Source organism: Streptomyces sp. YKOK-I1 (genome assembly GCF_054660435.1).
On the sequence record NZ_BAAGDR010000001.1, the window covers coordinates 8,513,532 to 8,531,804 of the forward strand.

Sequence of the window (18,273 nt, forward strand, 5' to 3'; positions counted from 1 at the left end):
GCGCGGTGGACACCGCATCGTGGGGTCTGGTCAGGTCCTGGTGGGCTCGGGGTAGTGTGCCCCGGTGACCACGCATTCGAACACACCTGCAGGCTGGTACCCGGATCCGCACGGTGCGGCCCAGACGCTGCGTTACTGGGACGGCACCCAGTGGACCGAGCACACGCACGCCGATCAGCAGGGCAAGCCCGCGCCGGGCATCCCGGCGCAGCAGACCGGGCCCGACCCGCGCGTCCAGCGCCAGGTGCAGCAGCAGGCCGGGGTCGCCCCGAGCGGCCCCGGCGGCGGCACGCTGTTCAGCGAGCCGGTGCTGGTGGTGAACCAGAAGGCCAAGCTCATCGAGCTGACCAACGAGTACAAGGTCATGGACCAGCAGGGCAACCAGCTCGGCTCGGTCGTCCAGGTCGGCCAGAGCGCCCTGCGCAAGATCATCCGGTTCGTCGCCAGCATCGACCAGTACCTCACCCACCGGCTGGAGATCCGCGACGCCCACGGGCAGCCGGTGCTGCTCCTCACCCGGCCGGCGAAGATATTCAAGTCCCGGGTGATCGTGACGCGTCCGGACGGACAGCAGGTCGGCGAGATCGTCCAGCAGAACGTCTTCGGGAAGATCAACTTCGCGATCAACGCGGGCGGTCAGCAGGTCGGCGCGATCAAGGCGGAGAACTGGCGGGCGTGGAACTTCGCCATCGTCGACCACGCGGGCAGCGAGGTCGCCCGGATCACCAAGACCTGGGAGGGCCTCGCCAAGACGATGTTCACCACCGCCGACAACTACGTCCTGCAGATCCACTACCAGCTGCCCGAACCGCTGCTGAGCCTGGTCGTCGCCACCGCCCTGACGGTCGACACCGCGCTCAAGCAGGACGCCCGCGGACTCGGCTGACGCCCGGTCACAGCGGCGTGAGGTGCTCCGGTCCGGTCGTGGGCCGGGGCAGCAGGGCCGGCTCGGCGGAGGCCGTCTCCGGCCTCAGCGCCAGGACGGCGGCCACCGGGTGTTCCTCGTCGTGGACCGGCAGGGGCTCCGGCGTGGCCCGCGACAGCAGCACCACGCCCCACCCGGCGAGCCCCGCGCCCGCCAGCGCGAGCAGCACCCCGGCCGGCCCGCCCTGGAGCCGTTCGCCGAGCAGGACCAGCCCGATCGTCGCCGCGGCCATGGGGTTGGCCAGCGTCACCATCGCCAGCGGGGCGCCGAGCCCGCCCCGGTAGGCCGTCTGCGACAGCAGCAGCCCGGCCGTGGCGAACGCCGCGACCAGCAGCGCCACCCCGACCACCTGCACGCTCAGCAGTGAGCCGGAGCGGTCGGTGGCCGCCACCGTCACCGTCTGGGTGAGCGCCGAGGCGACTCCGGAGACGATGCCGGAGGCGCTCGCGTGCCGCAGCCCCGGCCGGGTGCCGGGCCGGGCCAGCAGCCCGATCAGCGCCGCCGTGGCCCCCGCCACCGCGACCGCCTCGGAACCGCTGAGCGCGTTCTCCGGGGCCGGGCCCGAGGCCGTGACGAGGATCGCGCCCAGCCCGGCCAGGGTGAAGGCGGTGCCCCGCCACTCGGCCGGGGTGACCCGCCGTCCGGCGACCCGGGCGCCCATCGGCACCGCGGCCACCAGCGTCAGCGCGCCCAGCGGCTGCACCACCGTCAGCGCACCGTACTTCAGCGCCACCACGTGCAGCAGGGCCGCCGAGGCGTTCAGCCCCACCGAGGCCCACCAGGCGCCCCGGCCCAGCATGCGCATCAGACCGGCGCCGGGGGAGCGGGAGGCGAGCCGTTCCTGGGCGACGGCCGCGGCCGCGTAGGCGACGGCCGAGAACAGCGAGAGGACGACGGCGACAAGGGTGGCGTTCACCGGCCCGCCCCCACCAGGACGTGGTCCCCGGCCTTCGCCCGGACCGGCCGCGGACCGCCGCGGCCGACCGGGGTCGCCGCGCGTCCGGGTACCCGGATCACCGCGAGCGCCGCGCCGAGCAGGGCGCCCGCCACGATCGCGTCCAGCCAGTAGTGGTTCGCCGTCCCCACGATCACCAGCAGCGTCACCAAGGGGTGCAGCAGCCACAGCCAGCGCCACCGCGACCGGGTCGCCACGATCAGCCCGACCGCGACCATCAGGGCCCAGCCGAAGTGCAGTGAGGGCATCGCCGCGAACTGGTTCGACAACTGGTCCGTCTGCGGCGGTCCGTACACCGAGGGACCGTAGACCCGCGCGGTGTCGGTCAGGCCCGCCGCCGCGAGCATCCGGGGCGGGGCGAGCGGGAACGTCAGATGCAGCACCAGGGCGGCCGCGGTGACGGCGGCCAGCACCCGCCGGGCCCACACGTAGTGCGCCGGGCGCCGCAGGTAGAGCCAGACCAGGAAGGCCAGCGTGGCCGGGAAGTGCACGGTCGCGTAGTAGGTGTTCGCGACCCGGACCAGCACGTCCCCGTGCAGCAGCAGGGACTGCACCGCGCCCTCGCCGGGAAGGTGCAGCCATCGTTCGGCGTGCCACACGTCAGCGGCGTTGCGGAAGGCCTCGGCGGTGTGGCCGGTGGCCAGCTGCCGCCCCACCTTGTAGACGAGGAAGAGCCCTGCGACGAGCAGGAGCTCCCTGACTATGGGCGGCCGGGCCGGCTGAACCGGCTCCGCTGCTTCAGGCTCGGTGCGGGCATTCATCCCCCGGCCCCTTCACTGGACGGTGGTGCGTTTGATCGATCGATACGGCATCGTACCGATACGCTACTGTACCGATACGAGCGAGTACCGGTACACTTGCGTATCGATTGAGATACGACACACTGGAACGCACAGCGAGGGAAAGAGAGGCAGAGGCCATGACGTCGCAGGCCGCGGAGGGACCGGAGCCGGTCGCCGCAACGCGCCGCTCCAAGATCACGCCCGAGCGTGAGCAGGAGTTCTTCGACGCCGTCCTCGAACAGATCCGCTCCTGCGGATACGAAGCGGTCACCATGGAGGGCGTCGCCGCCACCACCCGGTGCAGCAAGTCCACGCTCTACCGGCAGTGGAAGACCAAGCCCCAGTTCGTCGTGGCCGCGCTGCGGTCCCGCAGGACCGGGCGGCTGGCCGGCATCGACACCGGCTCCCTCGCCGGCGACCTGTGCGAGGCCGCACGGGCCACGGGGCGCTGGTCGTCGCACGACAGCAAACTGCTCCAGGCCCTCGGCAACGCGGTCCACGGCGACGAGGACCTCGCGCGGGCCCTGCGCGAGGCGCTGATCGACCCGGAGATCGAGGCGCTGCGGACGATTCTGCGGCGCGGCGTCGAGCGGGGCGAGATCCCCGCCGACCACCCCGCCCTGGAGTACATCCCCGCCCAGATGTTCGGCGTCGTCCGCGCCCGGCCCGTGGTCGACGGGGAGTACGCCGACCCGGAGTACCTGGTCCGGTTCGTGGAGGCCGCCGTACTGCCCGCGCTCGGGCTCGGCAGGCCGTCACCGTAGAGACCCAGGCCGCCGTCCACGGGATGACCGGACGGTGACCTGCTCGCGCCGCACCGTGGGGACGGGGGCGGCGCGCACCCCCCGGCCGGGTGGGGTTCCCCTTGAGCGGAGGGGTGCCCCACCCGGCCGATCGTCAGGGCCTCACACGTCGGTGCCGCTGCCCGAGCCGGACGCGACCTTGATGCCCTTCGTGATCGTGTCGATGACCGACACGCTCTGGTCGGCGTCCACACCGAACCGCAGCACCACCAGCCGCTTGGCGTCCGCCGGGGCCGGGAACGCCAGCGACTCCACGTACCCGTCGGCGCCCTTGCTGGTGACCGCCTTCCAGCGCACCAGATAGCCCTTCTGCCCGGCGACGGTCACCGCCTTGGAGGCCAGCACCTGGTGCGAGGTGATCTCGCCGTAGGTGTCGCCGCCGTAGGACTGCTCCGCGTTCTCGGCGATGTCCGCCTTGGCGACCTCCTCGGCGGTGTCGCCCTTGGTGCCCAGCAGCTCGACCGGCGAGGAGTACACACCGCCCTTGGTGCAGGACTTGGAGGTGTCGCCCGGGCACTCGTAGGAGGACTCGGACGTCACCGCCGCGCCGGAGCTGCCCTCCTGGCCGTACCAGCCGCTCGGGATCGGGATGCTGATCCCGTTGAGCGCGTCCGTCACCGACCCGCTCTTGATCTTCGGCGCCTCGGAATCCTGCGGCGACGGCGAGGCCCCGCCCGAACCGCCCGAACCCCCCGAACCGCCGGAGTCCCCCGAGCCGCCGCTCGATCCGCCCGAGCCGCCGAAGGGCCCGCCCTGGCCGCCGCCCGGCCCGCCCTGGCCGCCCGGCCCCTGCGCCGTACCGCCACCGCTGCCGCCGTCGTCCTTGGACAGCGCGTACACGCCCACCCCGATGCTGGCGAGGACCGCGACCGCCGCCGCGACGGCTATGCCCGTGCGCAGTCCGCGCCGCGGGCCCGTGCCCTCCGGCGGTGCCGGGTACGCCGGATGGGCCGGGTACGCCGCGTACGCGCCGTCGGCCGGCGCCTGCGCCTGCGGACCCCATGCGGCGGCCGAGCCCGCGGGGCGGGTCTGGTCGGTCCACGCCTTGCCGTCCCACCAGCGCTCGCCGGCGGGACCGTCACTTGTCTGCCCCGGGTCGGGGTACCACCCGGGAGGAGTCACCTGCGTCATGCCCTAACCGTATGAGGCATCGGTGAAAGGCGGATGAGAGGGAGGGGAATCCGTCGTACGGCCCCGCACCCGCGAGCGCCGCCGCTGGCGTGAAACCGACGTCAAATCGGTGCGCGTCGCCCGGCGTTGACGTTCCGGGGCCCGCGCCGCAGGCCCGTCCGGCCGGGTCGGGGTCCGTCGTGTCACTCGTGGAGGCAAGACCTGCGCGGACTGTCTGCACGGCGCCGTCCGGACGGCTACGCTCGAGTTCTGTACGTCGTCCGGGCGACACTTGGGGAGGTAGCGGGATGACGGAGGCACGGCCGGCGGGGGCCGCCTCGGCTTCCCTGTGGGAGCGCGAGAAGGAGATCGCCGGCATCGCGCGGGCCGTGGACGCGCTCTGCGCCGACCGGTCCTCCTCGGGCCACCTGCTGGTGCTCCGGGGCGAGGCCGGGGTCGGGAAGACCGCGTTGCTGGCCGAGACCCGCCGTATCGCCGAGGACCGGGGCTGCGCGATCTGGTCGGCCCGCGGCGGCGAGACGCTCAGGTCCGTCCCCTTCAACGTCGTACGGCAGCTGCTCCAGCCCGCGCTGCTGTCGCTGCTGCCCGAGGAGGCCCGCGAGTACCTCGGCGACTGGTACGACATCGCGGGCCCCGCGCTCGGCATAGCCGAACCCGGCGACAGCCCCGCCGACCCGCAGCACGTGTGCGACGGACTCGTCGCCGCCGTGAGCCGGCTGGCTGGCCGCTGCTACCCGCTCGTCCTGCTGATCGACGACGCGCACTGGGCCGACCAGGAGACCCTGCGCTGGCTCGCCGCCTTCACCGAGCGCCTCGAACGCCTCTCCGTCCTGGTCGTCGTCGCCCGCCGGCCCGAGGAGGTGGGCGGCGACCGGGGCCGCCACCTCGAGGCGATCGGCGAGGCCGCCGGCCCTCGCGTCACCAGCATCACCACCCTCACCCCGGCCTCCGTCGCCGGACTGACCCGCACCACCCTCGGGGAACACGCGGACGCCGCGTTCTGCCGCGAGGTGTGGGCCGTCACCGACGGCAACCCCTACGACACCGTCGAACTCCTCGCCAAGGTCAAGGACAAGGGCCTCGAACCGACCGAGGCCTCGGCCGCGGAACTGCGGCCCCTGAACCGCGCGGCCCGCGGCGGCGGACTCGTCGACCGCCTGGAGGAACTGGGCGTCGAGGCCACCCGGTTCGCCATGGCGGCCGCCATCCTCGGCGGCGTCGGCATCTCCATCGAGGAGGCGTCCCGGCTCGCCGTCATGGGCCGCGACACCGCCGTGCGCTGCGCCGAACTGCTGCGCACCGCCCGTATCCTCACCGAACCCGACCCGGCCGCCGTACCCGCCGCCGACGGCGACCTGGAGTTCGTCCACCCGCTCATCGCCACCGCCGTCTACGACAGCATCCCCTCCAGCCTGCGCACCGCGATGCACGGCATCGCCGCCAAGATCGTCACCGAGGCGGGCAAGGGCCTCGCGGCCGCCTCCCGGCACCTCATCCAGGTCCACCCCGAGGGCGACCAGGAACTCGTCGAACAGCTGCGCGGAGCGGCCGGCGAACACCTCGCGGTCGGCGCCCCGGACGCGGCCCGCCGCTGTCTGGAGCGCGCCCTAGCCGAACCGCCCGACCCGGACGTCCACGCGCGCGTGCTGTACGACCTCGGCTGCGCCACCCTCCTCACCGCGCCCGCCCGGACCGTCGAGCACCTGCGCACCGCGCTCTCCATGCCCGGCCTGGAGGGCGACCTGCGGATCGACGCCGTCTACCGCCTCTCCCAGGCCCTGCTCCACAACAACCAGATGGAGGAGGCCGTCCGCACGGTCGAGGCGGAGGCGAACCGGCTCGCCCCGGGCCCGGCGAAGATGCGGCTCCAGGCCGTGCAGTTCATGTGGGAGTGTGTGCACGCGGGCGAGGCGGTCTCCCCGGACCGTTCCGAGCAGCTCGCCGCCCTCGCCGCGACCTGCACCGGCCGCGACAACGCCGAGCGGGCCCTGCTCATCCTGCGCGGCTTCGACGCCGTGACCCGCGGGGAGAACGCGGAGGAGGTCGTCGAGTACTGCGACCGCGCCCTGGTCAACGGCGGCCTCGCCCCGGGCCTCGGCTGGACCGACCAGGTCTGGGGCATCGAACTGCTGATGATGCTGTCCAGCTCCTACGTCTACACCGACCGGCTCGACCGCGCCGACACCTTCTTCAACGAGGCCCTGCGCACCTACGAGTCGGCCGGCTGGAGCGGCGGCCATCTCGCCCTCGCACACGCCTACCTCGGACTCGGGCTGCGCCGCCGGGGCAAGCTGAAGGAGGCGGAGGAGTCCCTCAGGAAGTCCCTCCGGCTCGCCGAGCGCGTCGGCCGCGGACTGCCCCTGTACTGGTCGGCCACCTGCAACCTGGTCGATGTGCTGCTGTGCCGCGGCCATGTCGACGAGGCGTGGGAGGTCGCCGAGGAGTGCGGCTTCGCGCCGCCCTACCCGTCCACGATCGTGCTGCCCGACCCGCGCTCGGTGCGCGGCCGGCTGCTGCTCGCCGTGGGCCGCACCGCCGAGGGGATCAACGAGCTGGAGGAGGCGGAGAAGGCGGCGGCCGTCCGCGGCCACCTCAACCCGGTGATGGTCCCCTGGGCGGTCGACCTCGCCCGGGCCCTCGCGACCGAGGATCCGGCCCGTGCGGCGCTGCTCGCCGCGGACGTCCGCCGGCGGGCGGAGCGGTTCGGCACCGACACCGCGATCGGGGAGGCGCTGCGGTGTGCTGCCGCGCTGGAGACGGGGCAGCGTGCGGTGCGGCTCGCCCATCAGGCGGTCACGTTGCTGGAGTCGTCGCCGAGTCAGTACGAGCACGCCGCCGCGCGGATCGAGTACGGGGTTCTGTCGCGGTCCGTGTCCGAGCTGAATCGCGGGCTGTCCTTGGCGCGGACCTGTGGGGCGGACGGGCTGGTGGAGCAGGCGGAGAGGGCGTTGGGGGTCGGCTGAACCCGTTTCGGGCGCGGGCGCGTTGTGGCTGGTCGCGCCCACGCGGCGGAGCCGCATGTCGACACGGCCCGCGCCCCTTCGGGGCGACGACCCGTCAGCCTTCCTCCTCCAGCACCCGCTGCGCCGCCGCGAACGCCGAGTTCGCCGCCGGGACCCCGCAGTACACGGCCGTCTGGAGCAGGACGGCCCCGATCTCCTCCGGCGTCAGCCCGTTGCGCCGCGCGGCCCGCACATGCATGGCGAGCTCGTCGTAGTGGCCGTGCGCGACCAGCGCGGTCAGCGTGATCATGCTGCGCTCCCGGCGGCTGAGCGTGGGGTCGGTCCAGATCTCGCCCCAGGCGTAGCGCGAGATGAAGTCCTGGTAGCGGGCGGTGAACGGGGACTGCCGGGCCTGCGCCCGGTCCACATGGGCGTCTCCCAGCACCTGGCGCCGTACCTCCATGCCCCGCTTGGCCCCTCCGTCGAAGTGGCCCCGCAGCGCGGTCAGTACCGCCTCGGGCCGCTCGGCGGGCGCCAGGTGCGAGACGCCCGGGATCTCCACGAGCGCCGCGTCCGGCACCGCGTCCGCGATCTCCCGCAGATGAGCGGGCGGGGTCGCCGGATCCTGGCGACCGGCGATGAGCAGGGTCGGCACGGAGATCTCCGCGAGCCGCTCCCGCAGGTCGAACGCGCCCAGCGCGTCACAGCAGGCGGCATAGCCCTCGGGGTCGGCCGTGCGATGGTCGGCGATCAGCTCCGGCACGGTGAACCCGGGGGTGAACCAGCGGGCGTCGGCGTTCTCGGCGAGCCTCTCCAGGCCCTCGCTCCGCACCTGCGCGGCCCGCTCCTGCCACGGCTTGCTGCCGTTGAAGTGGGCCGAGGAGCAGATCACCGCGAGCTTCGACACCCGCTCGGGGTGGTGCAGCGCGAGATGCAGCCCCACCGCACCGCCCAGCGACACGCCCGCGTACGCGAACCGCTCCAGGCCGAGCGCGTCGGCGAGCGTCAGCACCAGCGCGGCCAGGTCGCCGACGGTGGCCCCCGGGCCGATCAGTGAGGCGGCGGAGCCGCCGTGGCCCGGCAGGTCGTAGCGGATCACCCGGTGGGTGATCGACAGCTCGGGTGCGACCTTGTCCCACAGGGCGTACGAGGTGCCCAGCGAGGGGCCGAGCAGCAGCGCGGGCGCGGAAGCGGGGCCCTCGGCACGGTGGTTGAGCAGCTTCTCGGTCAACGTCGCTCCAGCGCACGGTCGGTGAGGGCACCGGCGGAGCCGGTGTAGCGGGCGGGGTCGGTGAGGTCGCCGAGGTCGATGTCCTTCAAGTCGGGTTCCTCGGCGAGGAGTTCGGCCAGCGGGCGGCCCTCGGTGTAGGTGCGCGGGGCGAGCGCGGTGAGCAGTTCCTTGGCCCGCGCCCGGCCGAGGACCGCCGCCAGCTCGGCGGACAGCCGCTCGGAGACGATCAGTCCGTGGGTGCGGTCCAGGTCGGCGCGCATGGCCTCCGGGTGCACCCGGAGGCCCTCGGCCAGCTCGGCCGCGTCCCGGGCGGCGCCGCCGACCAGCCGCAGCAGATCCCGCAGCGGTTCCCACTCGGCGTGCCAGGCCCCGGCCGGCCGCTCGTCCGGGGCGGTCAGCGACCCGAACAGCACGGCCGCGAGCTGCGGTGCGCGCAGGGCGGCGGCCGCGATCAGTGTCGAGCGCACCGGGTTCGCCTTGTGCGGCATGGCGGAGGATCCGCCCCCGCTGCCCTCGGCCACCTCGGCGATCTCGGTGCGGGCGAGGGTGAGGACGTCCGTGGCGACCTTGCCCAGCGCGCCCGCCGCGAAGGCGAGGGCGCCGGCGAGGTCGGCGACGGGGGTGCGCAGGGTGTGCCAGGGCAACCCCGGTTCCGCCAGGGCGAGTTCGCGTGCGTACGCGGCCACCAGCGCGGTCGCGTCCTGGGCGCCGTACGCCGTGAAGGCCGCCAGCGTCCCGGCGGCGCCGCCGAGTTGGGCGGGCAGCGAGTCCCGTACGGCGGTGATCCGGTCCCGTGCGTCCAGGACGAGGGAACGCCACCCGGCGGCCTTCAGCCCGAACGTCGTCGGTACGGCGTGCTGGGTGAGGGTCCGGCCGGGCATCACCGTGTCCCGGTGCGCGGCGGCGAGCAGGGCGAGCGCCTCCTGGGTGCGGCCGAGGTCGGCCAGCACCGGCTCCAGGGCGCGCACGGCGACCAGCATGGTCGCCGTGTCCATGATGTCCTGGCTGGTCGCGCCCCGGTGGACGTAGGGGCCGAAGGCGGCGCCGACCGCCCGGGTGAGGTCCGCGACCAGCGGGATCACCGGGTTGCCGCCGCCGCGGGCGCGCTCGGCGAGGGAGTGCGCGTCGAACGCGCCGGCCGCGGCCGCGGTGACCGCCGCTCCGGCGCCCTCGGGGGCCAGGCCTAGCCGCTCCTGGGCACGGGTCAGCGCGGCCTCCGCGTCCAGCAGCGCCCGTAGATAGGCGGCGTCGCTCGTCGCGGAGGCGGCGGGGGAGCCGGTCCACCCGGGGGAGAGCAGACCGGACTCGGGTGGGGCATCCGTCACTGGAACTCCAGGAACACCGTCTCGCCTTCGCCCTGAAGGCGGATGTCGAAACGGTAGGTGCCCAGCGGGCCGTCCGTGGCGATCAGCGTGGCCCGGCGCGCCGGGTCGAGCCGCTCCAGCAGCGGGTCGGCGGCGAGCGCGGCCTCGTCGCCCGGCAGGTAGATCCGGGTGTACAGGTGCACCAGCAGACCGCGGGCGAACACACAGACGCTGAGGTAGGGGGCGCTGTTCCCGCGCGCGCCGGGCCGCAGGGTGCGGGCGGACCAGTGGCCGTTGCTGTCGGTCTGGATGCGGCCCCAGCCGGTGAACTCCACGCCGTTGCGGCCGAGGAAGCCGCCCGTGGACGGGTCGCGCCGCATCGAGCCGTCGCTCCGCGGCACCCGGCCGTCGGGGTCGGCGCCCCACAGCTCCACGAACGCGTCCGGCAGCGGGTTGCCCTCGCCGTCGTACACGTACCCCTGGAGGGCGATGGTGTCCGGGTGGCCGAGCGGGGCGATGTCGCCGCCGCCGGGGAACGGCAGGGCATGGCCGTAGAAGGGGCCGACCGTGTGCGACGGGGTCGGGAGCACGGTCTCCGGACGGCTCGTGTCGATCTTCGTCATGGCAGGTCAGCGTCCTTCTTCGATCCAGGTGGCGTGCGGGCCGTCCAGCACGATGTCCCAGTGGTAGCCCATCGAGAACTCCGGCACCGACAGGCTGTGGTCGTACGTCGCCACCAGCCGCTGGCGGGCCGCGTCGTCCGTCACCGACTGGATGATCGGGTCGTAGGGGAACAGCGGGTCGCTCGGGAAGTACATCTGCGTCACGAGCCGCTGGGTGAACGCCGTGCCGAAGAGCGAGAAGTGGATATGGGCGGGCCGCCAGGCGTTGAGGTGCTGGCGCCAGGGGTAGGGGCCCGGCTGGACGGTGGTGAAGTGGTACCGGCCGTCGTCGTCGCTCAGGGTGCGGCCGACGCCGGTGAAGTTCGGGTCCAGCGGGGCGTCGTGCTGCTCGCGCTGGTGGGCGTAGCGGCCCGCCGAGTTGGCCTGCCAGATCTCGACGAGCTGGCCCCGGATCGGGCGCCCGTCACGGTCCAGGAGCCGTCCGGAGACGGTGATCCGCTCGCCGATCGGCTCGCCCTGGTGCTGGCGGGTCAGATCGTTGTCGATCTCGGTGATGTCGCGCTCGCCGAAGGCGGGGGAGTGCAGCTCCACCAGCTCCGGGTCCTTCGTGACGTCGATGGTGACCGGCGGCTGCTTCGGATGGCGCAGGACCGAGGAGCGGTACGGCGCGTAGTCGCGGCGCGGCTGGTGCTCCACGGGCGCGCCGTCGGCGAGGCGCTTCTCGTACGCGGCCCGTTCGGCCGCGATCTCCTGGTCGATGTCGTGCTGGGTGAGAGTCATGGCGGTTCCTGGAGGCCTAACGTTCGAGGACGAGGGCGAGGCCCTGGCCCACGCCGATGCAGAGGGTGGCGACACCGGTGCCGCCGCCCCGGCGGGCGAGCTGGTGGGCGACGGTGCCGGCGAGCCGGGCGCCCGAGGCGCCGAGGGGGTGGCCGAGGGCGATGGCGCCGCCCTGCGGGTTGAGGACCGCCGGGTCGAACTCGGGCCATTCGGCGACACAGCCCAGCACCTGGGCGGCGAAGGCCTCGTTGAGTTCGAGCACGGACAGGTCGGCGAAGGTCCGGCCGGCCTTGGCGAGGGCCCGGTTGACGGCCTCGACGGGGGCGAGCCCGAAGTAGTCCGGGTCGACGGCATGCACACCGGTCGCCGAGACCCGGGCGAGCGGCTCCCGGCCGGTGGCCTTGAGCCCCTCCTCGTCCACCAGCAGCAGGGCCGCGGCACCGTCGTTCAGCGGCGAGGCGTTGCCCGCGGTGACGGTCCCGCCCTCGGCGCGGAACGACGGCTTCAGCTTCGCCATCGCCGCCAGGGAAGCGTCCGCCCGTACGCATTCGTCGGCGCCGAAGAGGACCGGCTCACCCTTGCGCTGCGGGATCGCCACCGGCGCCAGCTCGGCGTCGAACAGCCCCTCGGCCTGCGCCTTCGCCGCCTTGTGATGCGAGGCGAGGGCGTACTCGTCCTGCTGCTCACGGCTGATCTTGTGCTTGTCGGCGATCAGTTCCGCCGACTCGCCGAGCGGGATGGTCCACTGCGGGTCCATCCGCGGGTTGACCATCCGCCAGCCGAGCGTGGTCGAGTACAGCTCGGTGTGGCCGGCGGGGAAGGCCCGGTCCGACTTGGGCAGCACGTACGGCGCCCGGGTCATCGACTCCACACCGCCGGCCACGGCGATCGAGGCGTCGCCGACCGCGATGGCGCGGGCCGCCTGGATCACCGCCTCCAGTCCGGAGGCGCACAGCCGGTTGACGGTGACACCCGGCACCGAGGTGGGCAGCCCCGCGAGCAGCGCGGCCATCCGGGCGACGTTGCGGTTCTCCTCGCCGGCGCCGTTGGCGTTGCCGAAGTACACGTCCTCGATGCGGGCCGGGTCCAGAGCGGGCGTCCGGGCGAGCAGCTCACGGACGGCGTGGGCGGCGAGGTCGTCCGGGCGCACCCCCGCGAGGCCGCCGTTGTAGCGGCCGATCGGGGTACGCACGGCGTCGACGACGTAAACCGTGTTCACAGCAGGTCCTCCGAGACGGTCAGCTTGGCGTCGGTCCGGGCGACGACGTCCTCGACGCCCACCCCGGGCGCGACCTCGGTCAGCACGAGCCCGTCCGGGGTCACGTCGATCACCCCGAGATCGGTGATGACCCGGTTCACGCACCGCCGGCCGGTGAGCGGCAGCGCGCACTCCTCGAGGATCTTCGGCGAGCCGTCCTTGGCGGTGTGGGTCATCACCACGACGACCGTGCGGGCCCCGTGGACGAGGTCCATCGCGCCGCCGATCCCGGTGATCAGCTTCCCGGGGACCGCCCAGTTGGCCAGGTCGCCCTTGGCGGACACCTGCATGGCGCCCAGCACGGCGACGTCGATGTGCCCGCCGCGGATCATCCCGAAGGACAGCGCCGAGTCGAAGAAGGACGCGCCCGGCAGGACCGTCACCGTCTCCTTGCCCGCGTTGATCAGATCGGGGTCGACGGCGTCCTCGGCCGGGTAGGGGCCGGTGCCCAGGATGCCGTTCTCCGACTCCAGGATCACCTCCACCCCCTCGGGCAGGTAGTTCGGGATCAGCGTCGGCAGCCCGATGCCCAGATTGACGTACTGCCCGTCCCGCAGCTCGCGCGCGGCCCGGGCGGCCATCTGCTCACGTGTCCAGGCCATCAGCTGCTCACCGTCCGCTGCTCGATCTTCTTGTCGGCGGCCTGCTCCGGGGTCAGCGCGACCACGCGCTGCACGAAGACGCCCGGCAGATGCACCGCGTCCGGGTCGATCTCCCCGGGCTCCACCAGTTCCTCCACCTCGGCGACCGTGATCCGCCCGGCCATCGCGGAGAGCGGGTTGAAGTTGCGGGAGGACTTGTTGAAGACCAGGTTGCCGTGGCGGTCGCCCTTGGCGGCCCGGACCAGCGCGAAGTCGGTGCGGATGCCGCGCTCCAGCACGTACGGGGTGCCGTCGAACTCGCGCACCTCCTTCGGCGGGGAGGCCAGCGCGACGCCGCCCTCACCGTCGTAGCGCCACGGCAGTCCGCCCTCGGCGACCTGGGTGCCCACCCCGGCGGGGGTGTAGAAGGCGGGGATGCCCGCGCCGCCGGCCCGCAGCCGCTCGGCGAGGGTGCCCTGCGGGATCAGCTCGACCTCCAGCTCCCCGGCCAGGTACTGACGGGCGAACTCCTTGTTGGCGCCGATGTAGGAACCGGTCACCCGGGAGATCCGCCCGGCGGCGAGCAGGACCGCGAGGCCCGACTCCATCGCCCCGCAGTTGTTGGAGACGACCGACAGACCGCTCACGCCCCGCTCGTACAGGGCCTGGATCAGGACGTTCGGCACGCCGCTCAGTCCGAAACCGCCCACCGCCAGCGACGCGCCGTCCGGCACGTCGGCCACCGCCTCCAGGGCCGTGGCGACCACCTTGTCCATCCGTTGAGCCCCATCTCTGCGAATTAATCAGCGCACTGAGTATTTCAGCGAGGTGTCCCACGCTGCCACTGGCGGGTGAAGGCGTCAAGAGCTGGGATGATGAAGTGACTCTTACGGAGACAGGCGCGGGAGCGGCGGGTATTGTTCAGTGCACCGACTGATTCGGACGGGGAGTGCACATGGCCGCGCTGGACCTCACCACCCACCCCGGGCACCTCGCCCGGCGGCTGCAGCAGGCGCACTACCTGTTGTGGAACATGATGGTCTCCGAGGAGATCACCTCCCCGCAGTTCGCCGTTCTCAACGCGCTCGTCGCCGAGCCGGGACTGGACCAGCGCACGGTGGGGGAGCGGGTCGGTCTCGACCGGTCGACCATTGCCGAGGTCATCAGCAGGCTCGGCCGCCGCGGGCTGCTCGACAAGGTCCGTGACCCCCAGGACGGCCGCCGCTCCCTGCTGCGCCTCACGGACGACGGCCTGCGCACCCACCGCAGGCTGACCGTACGCACGGCCCGTATGAACCAGGTCTTCCTCGCCCCGCTCTCCGCCGCCGAACAGGCACAGTTCTTCGACCTCATCCGCAGGGTCTCGGACGCGGCCGAGGGCCTGCGCAACCCTGCGGAACCGCTCGTACCTCAAGGCTGACCGCCTGGGCCGCGGCCTCGTTGCAGTACTAGGCCGTGTCCGGCGGGGCCTTCGCGAAGACCACCCACACCTGCCCCTCGGCGAAGTCGACCGGGTTGCCGTCGGCGGTGCTGAAGTCCGTGCCGTCCCGCGCCGTCGGCCGCTTCCAGCGCACGTCGTAGGCCCGTCCGTCGCGCAGCACCTGCGCCGTCCCCGAGCCCACCGTCTCGGTGTACGGCGTGTTGTTGCCGAGGAAGTCGTGGAACCCCGACGCGCGCATCTTCACGTACTGCACCACCACCGTGGCCGGGGCCACCCGCTGCCCGTCGGCCGTCACCGTCGGCGTGCCGTCCATGGAGACCAGCCAGCGCGCCCGGTCCGCCGACCAGGTGAAGGTGAACCGGGCCGCCGGATAGCGCACGGTGTGCGAGGCCTGCGTCCGGCCGCCGGAGGGCGCGGGGCCGTAGCGGAAGCCGGTGGTCAGCGCGGCCGCGCCCGGCGCCGAGGGCAGCAGCCGGTCCGGGCGGAGGTAGAGATTGTGCGGGGCGGCCCGGTCCGGGCCGCGGAAATAGGCCGCGGACGCGTCGCCCGGCGTCACCGCGTCCAGGGGCGCCCGGTCGATCAGCGGCAGCAGCTTGTGCTGCGCCCCGGAGAACGCCAGCAACGGCCGCCGGAACTGCCCCAGCAGCTCCAGATCGGACTCACGGGCGCTGCGCACCGGCCCCACCGCCTGCGGCAGCCTGCTGGCGTACACCGCCATCAGCCGGCTCAGCCCGCCCTCGACCTGCTCGACGTAGACGACGTCCGCGGCGTCCACCCCGGTCTGCGGGCGGGCCGCGTCCGCGTTGTCGATCTTCACGGCGAGCACCGGGCCGAGGGACGTGGCGGGCGCGCTGGTGCCGTCCGGCCGCCCCGAGGTGCTGCGCCCGTCGTCGGGCGACGGGGAGCGGGACGTCGTACAGCCGGCCGTGAGAGAGAGGGAGAGGGAGAGGGAGCAGGCGAGGGCGGCGGCGAGCAGCGCCGCGGCCGGTGTCGCCCCGACCACCGCCCTGGAGCGTCTCGCGCGTTGTGCACCCACCATCGCCACCCCGTCTCCGTCCCTCGATTGTGCGCTCGTCCGTCCGGTCGCGCCTGCGTTCGGTCCCGCCCGCGCGTGGACCGGGCCGGTGTGACGGGGCCGCCGGTCCGGGTACCCGGGGCGCAGCCGGTAACCGGGCCCCGGGCCCGCCGGGACGGACCGGACCGGCGGAGGGAGCGCGCCACCATGAAGGCAGTGACCTGGCAGGGGAAGCGGGACGTCCGGGTGGAGACCGTGCCCGACCCGGAGATCCAGGAACCCACGGACGCCGTCATCCGCATCACGTCCACCGGGCTGTGCGGCTCCGACCTGCACCTGTACGAGGTGCTCACCCCGTTCATGACCCCCGGCGACATCCTCGGCCACGAGCCGATGGGCATCGTCGAGGAGGTCGGCGCCGGGGTACCGGACCTGAAGGCCGGCGACCGGGTCGTGGTGCCGTTCCAGATCGCCTGCGGCACCTGCTGGATGTGTCTCGATTCCCTGCCGACGCAGTGCGAGACCACCCAGGTCGGCGCCGAGGGCATGGGCGCCGCCGTGTTCGGCTACACCCGGCTGTACGGCTCGGTGCCCGGCGCCCAGGCCGGGTATCTGCGCGTCCCGCAGGCCCAGTTCGGCCCGATCAAGGTCCCCGAGGGTCCGCCCGACGACCGGTTCGTGTACCTCTCCGACGTCCTGCCCAGCGCCTGGCAGGCCGTCGCCTACGCGGGCGTCCCGTCCGGCGGCAGTGTCGCGGTGCTCGGGCTCGGCCCCATCGGCGACATGGCCTGCCGGATCGCGCACCTGCGGGGCGCCGGGCGGGTGTTCGGCGTCGACCTGGTCGGCGAGCGGCTGCGCCGGGCCCGGGCGCGCGGTGTCGAGACGTACGACCTGCGCGCCTTCGACAGCGAGAAGGAACTGATCACCGCCCTCCGCGACGAGACCGACGGGCGCGGCCCCGACGCCGTGATCGACGCCGTCGGCACCGAGGCGCACGGCAGTGCGGCCGCCCGTCTGGTCCAGAACGCCGCCGCGCTGCTCCCGCGCACCCTCGGCGGCCCGCTGGCGGAACGCTTCAGCGTGGACCGGCTCGCCGCCCTGCACACCGCCATCGACCTGGTCCGGCGCGGCGGCACCCTCTCCCTGACCGGCGTCTACGGCGGCACGGCCGACCCGCTGCCCCTGGGCACCCTGTTCGACAAGCAGATCCAGATCCGCATGGGCCAGGCCAATGTGCGCCGCTGGGCCGACGACATCCTGCCGTACCTCACCGACGAGGACCCGCTCGGCGTGGACGACTTCGCCACCCACCGGCTGCCGCTGACCCAGGCCCCGCACGCGTACGAGATGTTCCAGCGCAAGCAGGACGGCGCGGTGAAGATCCTGATGACGCCGTGAGTCAGGGCGCCGCAGGGGGCGCCGGGGGCGTTCCGAGGATCTCCGCGAGGTCGTAGCGCACGGGCGCCTCCAGCTGGCCGTACGTGCAGCTCTCCGGGGTGCGGTCCGGGCGCCAGCGGCGGAAGCGGGCGGTGTGACGGAAGCGCGCCCCGTTCTCCATGTGGTCGTACGCCACCTCGGCCACCCGCTCCGGTCTCAGCGGCACCCAGGACAGGTCCTTCTTGCCCGACCAGCGGCTCGGCGCCCCCGGCAGCCGCGCCGTCTCATGCGCGGCCTCCTGCGCCCAGGCCGCCCACGGGTGCCCGGTCGCGTCCGCCATCCGCGACGGCTCCAGCTCCTCGATCAGTTCGGCCCGGCGCTTCATGGGGAACGCGGCGGACACGCCCACGTGCTGGAGGGCGCCCCGGTCGTCGTACAGGCCCAGCAGCAGCGACCCGACGACCGGCCCGCTCTTGTGCAGGCGGTAGCCGGCGACCACCACGTCGGCGGTGCGCTCGTGCTTCACCTTGAACATGGCCCGTTCGTCCTGCCGGTAGAGCAGGGTGAGCGGCTTGGCGATCACCCCGTCCAGCCCCGCGCCCTCGTACTGCTCGAACCACCGCCGGGCCACCTCGACGTCGATCGTCGCCGGCGCCAGATGCACGGGCGGCGTCACCCCCGCGAGCGCCCTCGTCAGCAGCTCCCGCCGGTCGGTCAGCGGTACGTCGAGCAGCGCGGTGTCCGCCAGGGCCAGCAGGTCGAAGGCCACGAACGAGGCCGGTGTCCGCTCGGCCAGCGTGCGCACCCTCGACTCCGCCGGATGGATGCGCTCGGTGAGCGCGTCGAAGTCCAGCCGGCCCTCCCGTGCGATCACGATCTCCCCGTCCAGCACGCACCGCTCGGGCACCCGCTCCTTCAGCGCCTCCACCAGCTCGGGAAAGTACCTGGTCAGCGGCTTCCCGGTGCGGCTGCCCAGCTCGACCTCGGCCCCGTCGCGGAACACGATCGCCCGGAACCCGTCCCACTTCGCCTCGTACTGCATCCCCGCCGGGATCGCGGCCACCGACTTGGCGAGCATCGGCTTCACGGGCGGCATCACCGGAAGATCCATGGCTTCGACTCTAC

Annotated in this window: 17 protein-coding genes; 5 read left to right on the forward strand and 12 right to left on the reverse strand. The window is 73.5% G+C overall.

Annotated features, from left to right (window positions below; genetic code table 11):
* The first annotated feature begins 64 nt into the window (after nt 1-64).
* Nucleotides 65-886 (forward strand): phospholipid scramblase-related protein, encoded by an 822-nt coding sequence (locus ACYQ8Q_RS37905; protein ID WP_460071217.1) that lies wholly within the window; start codon nt 65-67, stop codon nt 884-886.
* A 7-nt stretch (nt 887-893) separates the two neighbouring features.
* On the opposite strand, the gene ACYQ8Q_RS37910 is transcribed toward ACYQ8Q_RS37905, so the two are convergent.
* Both ACYQ8Q_RS37910 and ACYQ8Q_RS37915 read right to left on the reverse strand, forming a co-directional pair.
* Nucleotides 894-1,841, reverse strand: a complete 948-nt coding sequence (locus ACYQ8Q_RS37910) for a DMT family protein (RefSeq protein WP_460071218.1) — start codon at nt 1,839-1,841, stop codon at nt 894-896.
* Nucleotides 1,838-2,641, reverse strand: a complete 804-nt coding sequence (locus ACYQ8Q_RS37915; RefSeq protein WP_460071219.1) for a phosphatase PAP2 family protein — start codon at nt 2,639-2,641, stop codon at nt 1,838-1,840. Before ACYQ8Q_RS37915 ends, ACYQ8Q_RS37910 begins: the two co-directional genes overlap by 4 nt.
* A gap of 158 nt (nt 2,642-2,799) precedes the next feature.
* Between ACYQ8Q_RS37915 and ACYQ8Q_RS37920 the strand changes: the two genes are divergently transcribed.
* Complete coding sequence (locus ACYQ8Q_RS37920; RefSeq protein ID WP_460071220.1) at nt 2,800-3,426, forward strand: TetR/AcrR family transcriptional regulator; 627 nt, start codon at nt 2,800-2,802, stop codon at nt 3,424-3,426.
* Nucleotides 3,427-3,567: 141 nt separating this feature from the next.
* Here ACYQ8Q_RS37920 and ACYQ8Q_RS37925 read toward each other — a convergent pair whose 3' ends face one another.
* Entirely contained in the window at nt 3,568-4,596 is a 1,029-nt protein-coding gene (locus ACYQ8Q_RS37925; RefSeq protein WP_460071221.1) for a DUF2510 domain-containing protein, read from the reverse strand.
* A 287-nt stretch (nt 4,597-4,883) separates the two neighbouring features.
* Between ACYQ8Q_RS37925 and ACYQ8Q_RS37930 the strand changes: the two genes are divergently transcribed.
* Nucleotides 4,884-7,559, forward strand: a complete 2,676-nt coding sequence (locus ACYQ8Q_RS37930) for an ATP-binding protein (protein ID WP_460071222.1) — start codon at nt 4,884-4,886, stop codon at nt 7,557-7,559.
* A 94-nt stretch (nt 7,560-7,653) separates the two neighbouring features.
* Here ACYQ8Q_RS37930 and pcaDC read toward each other — a convergent pair whose 3' ends face one another.
* Genes pcaDC through ACYQ8Q_RS37965 form a run of 7 tightly spaced genes read right to left on the reverse strand, consistent with a single transcriptional unit; the run spans nt 7,654 to nt 14,091 of the window.
* Complete coding sequence (gene pcaDC / locus ACYQ8Q_RS37935; RefSeq protein ID WP_460071223.1) at nt 7,654-8,769, reverse strand: bifunctional 3-oxoadipate enol-lactonase/4-carboxymuconolactone decarboxylase PcaDC; 1,116 nt, start codon at nt 8,767-8,769, stop codon at nt 7,654-7,656.
* Nucleotides 8,766-10,094, reverse strand: coding sequence for a 3-carboxy-cis,cis-muconate cycloisomerase (gene pcaB / locus ACYQ8Q_RS37940; RefSeq protein ID WP_460071224.1), 1,329 nt, complete (start codon nt 10,092-10,094; stop codon nt 8,766-8,768). Before pcaB ends, pcaDC begins: the two co-directional genes overlap by 4 nt.
* Entirely contained in the window at nt 10,091-10,696 is a 606-nt protein-coding gene (gene pcaG, locus ACYQ8Q_RS37945) for a protocatechuate 3,4-dioxygenase subunit alpha (RefSeq protein ID WP_460071225.1), read from the reverse strand. The genes pcaB and pcaG overlap by 4 nt, the downstream gene beginning before the upstream one ends.
* A 6-nt stretch (nt 10,697-10,702) precedes the next feature.
* On the reverse strand, nt 10,703-11,476 hold the full coding sequence (gene pcaH / locus ACYQ8Q_RS37950; RefSeq protein WP_460071226.1) for a protocatechuate 3,4-dioxygenase subunit beta: 774 nt from the start codon (nt 11,474-11,476) through the stop codon (nt 10,703-10,705).
* Between the two features lie 16 nt (nt 11,477-11,492).
* On the reverse strand, nt 11,493-12,695 hold the full coding sequence (locus ACYQ8Q_RS37955) for a thiolase family protein (protein ID WP_460071227.1): 1,203 nt from the start codon (nt 12,693-12,695) through the stop codon (nt 11,493-11,495).
* On the reverse strand, nt 12,692-13,336 hold the full coding sequence (locus tag ACYQ8Q_RS37960) for a CoA transferase subunit B (RefSeq protein WP_460071228.1): 645 nt from the start codon (nt 13,334-13,336) through the stop codon (nt 12,692-12,694). The genes ACYQ8Q_RS37955 and ACYQ8Q_RS37960 overlap by 4 nt, the downstream gene beginning before the upstream one ends.
* The gene (locus tag ACYQ8Q_RS37965; protein WP_460071229.1) at nt 13,336-14,091 is read right to left on the reverse strand and encodes a CoA transferase subunit A; all 756 of its coding nucleotides are present in this window, start codon (nt 14,089-14,091) and stop codon (nt 13,336-13,338) included. Before ACYQ8Q_RS37965 ends, ACYQ8Q_RS37960 begins: the two co-directional genes overlap by 1 nt.
* A gap of 179 nt (nt 14,092-14,270) precedes the next feature.
* Here ACYQ8Q_RS37965 and ACYQ8Q_RS37970 point away from each other — a divergent pair, with 179 nt between their 5' ends.
* Nucleotides 14,271-14,735 (forward strand): MarR family winged helix-turn-helix transcriptional regulator, encoded by a 465-nt coding sequence (locus ACYQ8Q_RS37970; RefSeq protein ID WP_460071230.1) that lies wholly within the window; start codon nt 14,271-14,273, stop codon nt 14,733-14,735.
* A 28-nt stretch (nt 14,736-14,763) separates the two neighbouring features.
* Here the strand turns inward: ACYQ8Q_RS37970 and ACYQ8Q_RS37975 are convergent, their stop codons facing one another.
* On the reverse strand, nt 14,764-15,795 hold the full coding sequence (locus ACYQ8Q_RS37975) for a DUF3048 domain-containing protein (RefSeq protein ID WP_460071231.1): 1,032 nt from the start codon (nt 15,793-15,795) through the stop codon (nt 14,764-14,766).
* A gap of 183 nt (nt 15,796-15,978) precedes the next feature.
* Here ACYQ8Q_RS37975 and ACYQ8Q_RS37980 point away from each other — a divergent pair, with 183 nt between their 5' ends.
* Complete coding sequence (locus tag ACYQ8Q_RS37980) at nt 15,979-17,169, forward strand: zinc-dependent alcohol dehydrogenase (protein ID WP_460071232.1); 1,191 nt, start codon at nt 15,979-15,981, stop codon at nt 17,167-17,169.
* Nucleotide 17,170: 1 nt separating this feature from the next.
* On the opposite strand, the gene ACYQ8Q_RS37985 is transcribed toward ACYQ8Q_RS37980, so the two are convergent.
* Complete coding sequence (locus ACYQ8Q_RS37985; protein ID WP_460071233.1) at nt 17,171-18,259, reverse strand: ATP-dependent DNA ligase; 1,089 nt, start codon at nt 18,257-18,259, stop codon at nt 17,171-17,173.
* Nucleotides 18,260-18,273: the final 14 nt, after the last annotated feature.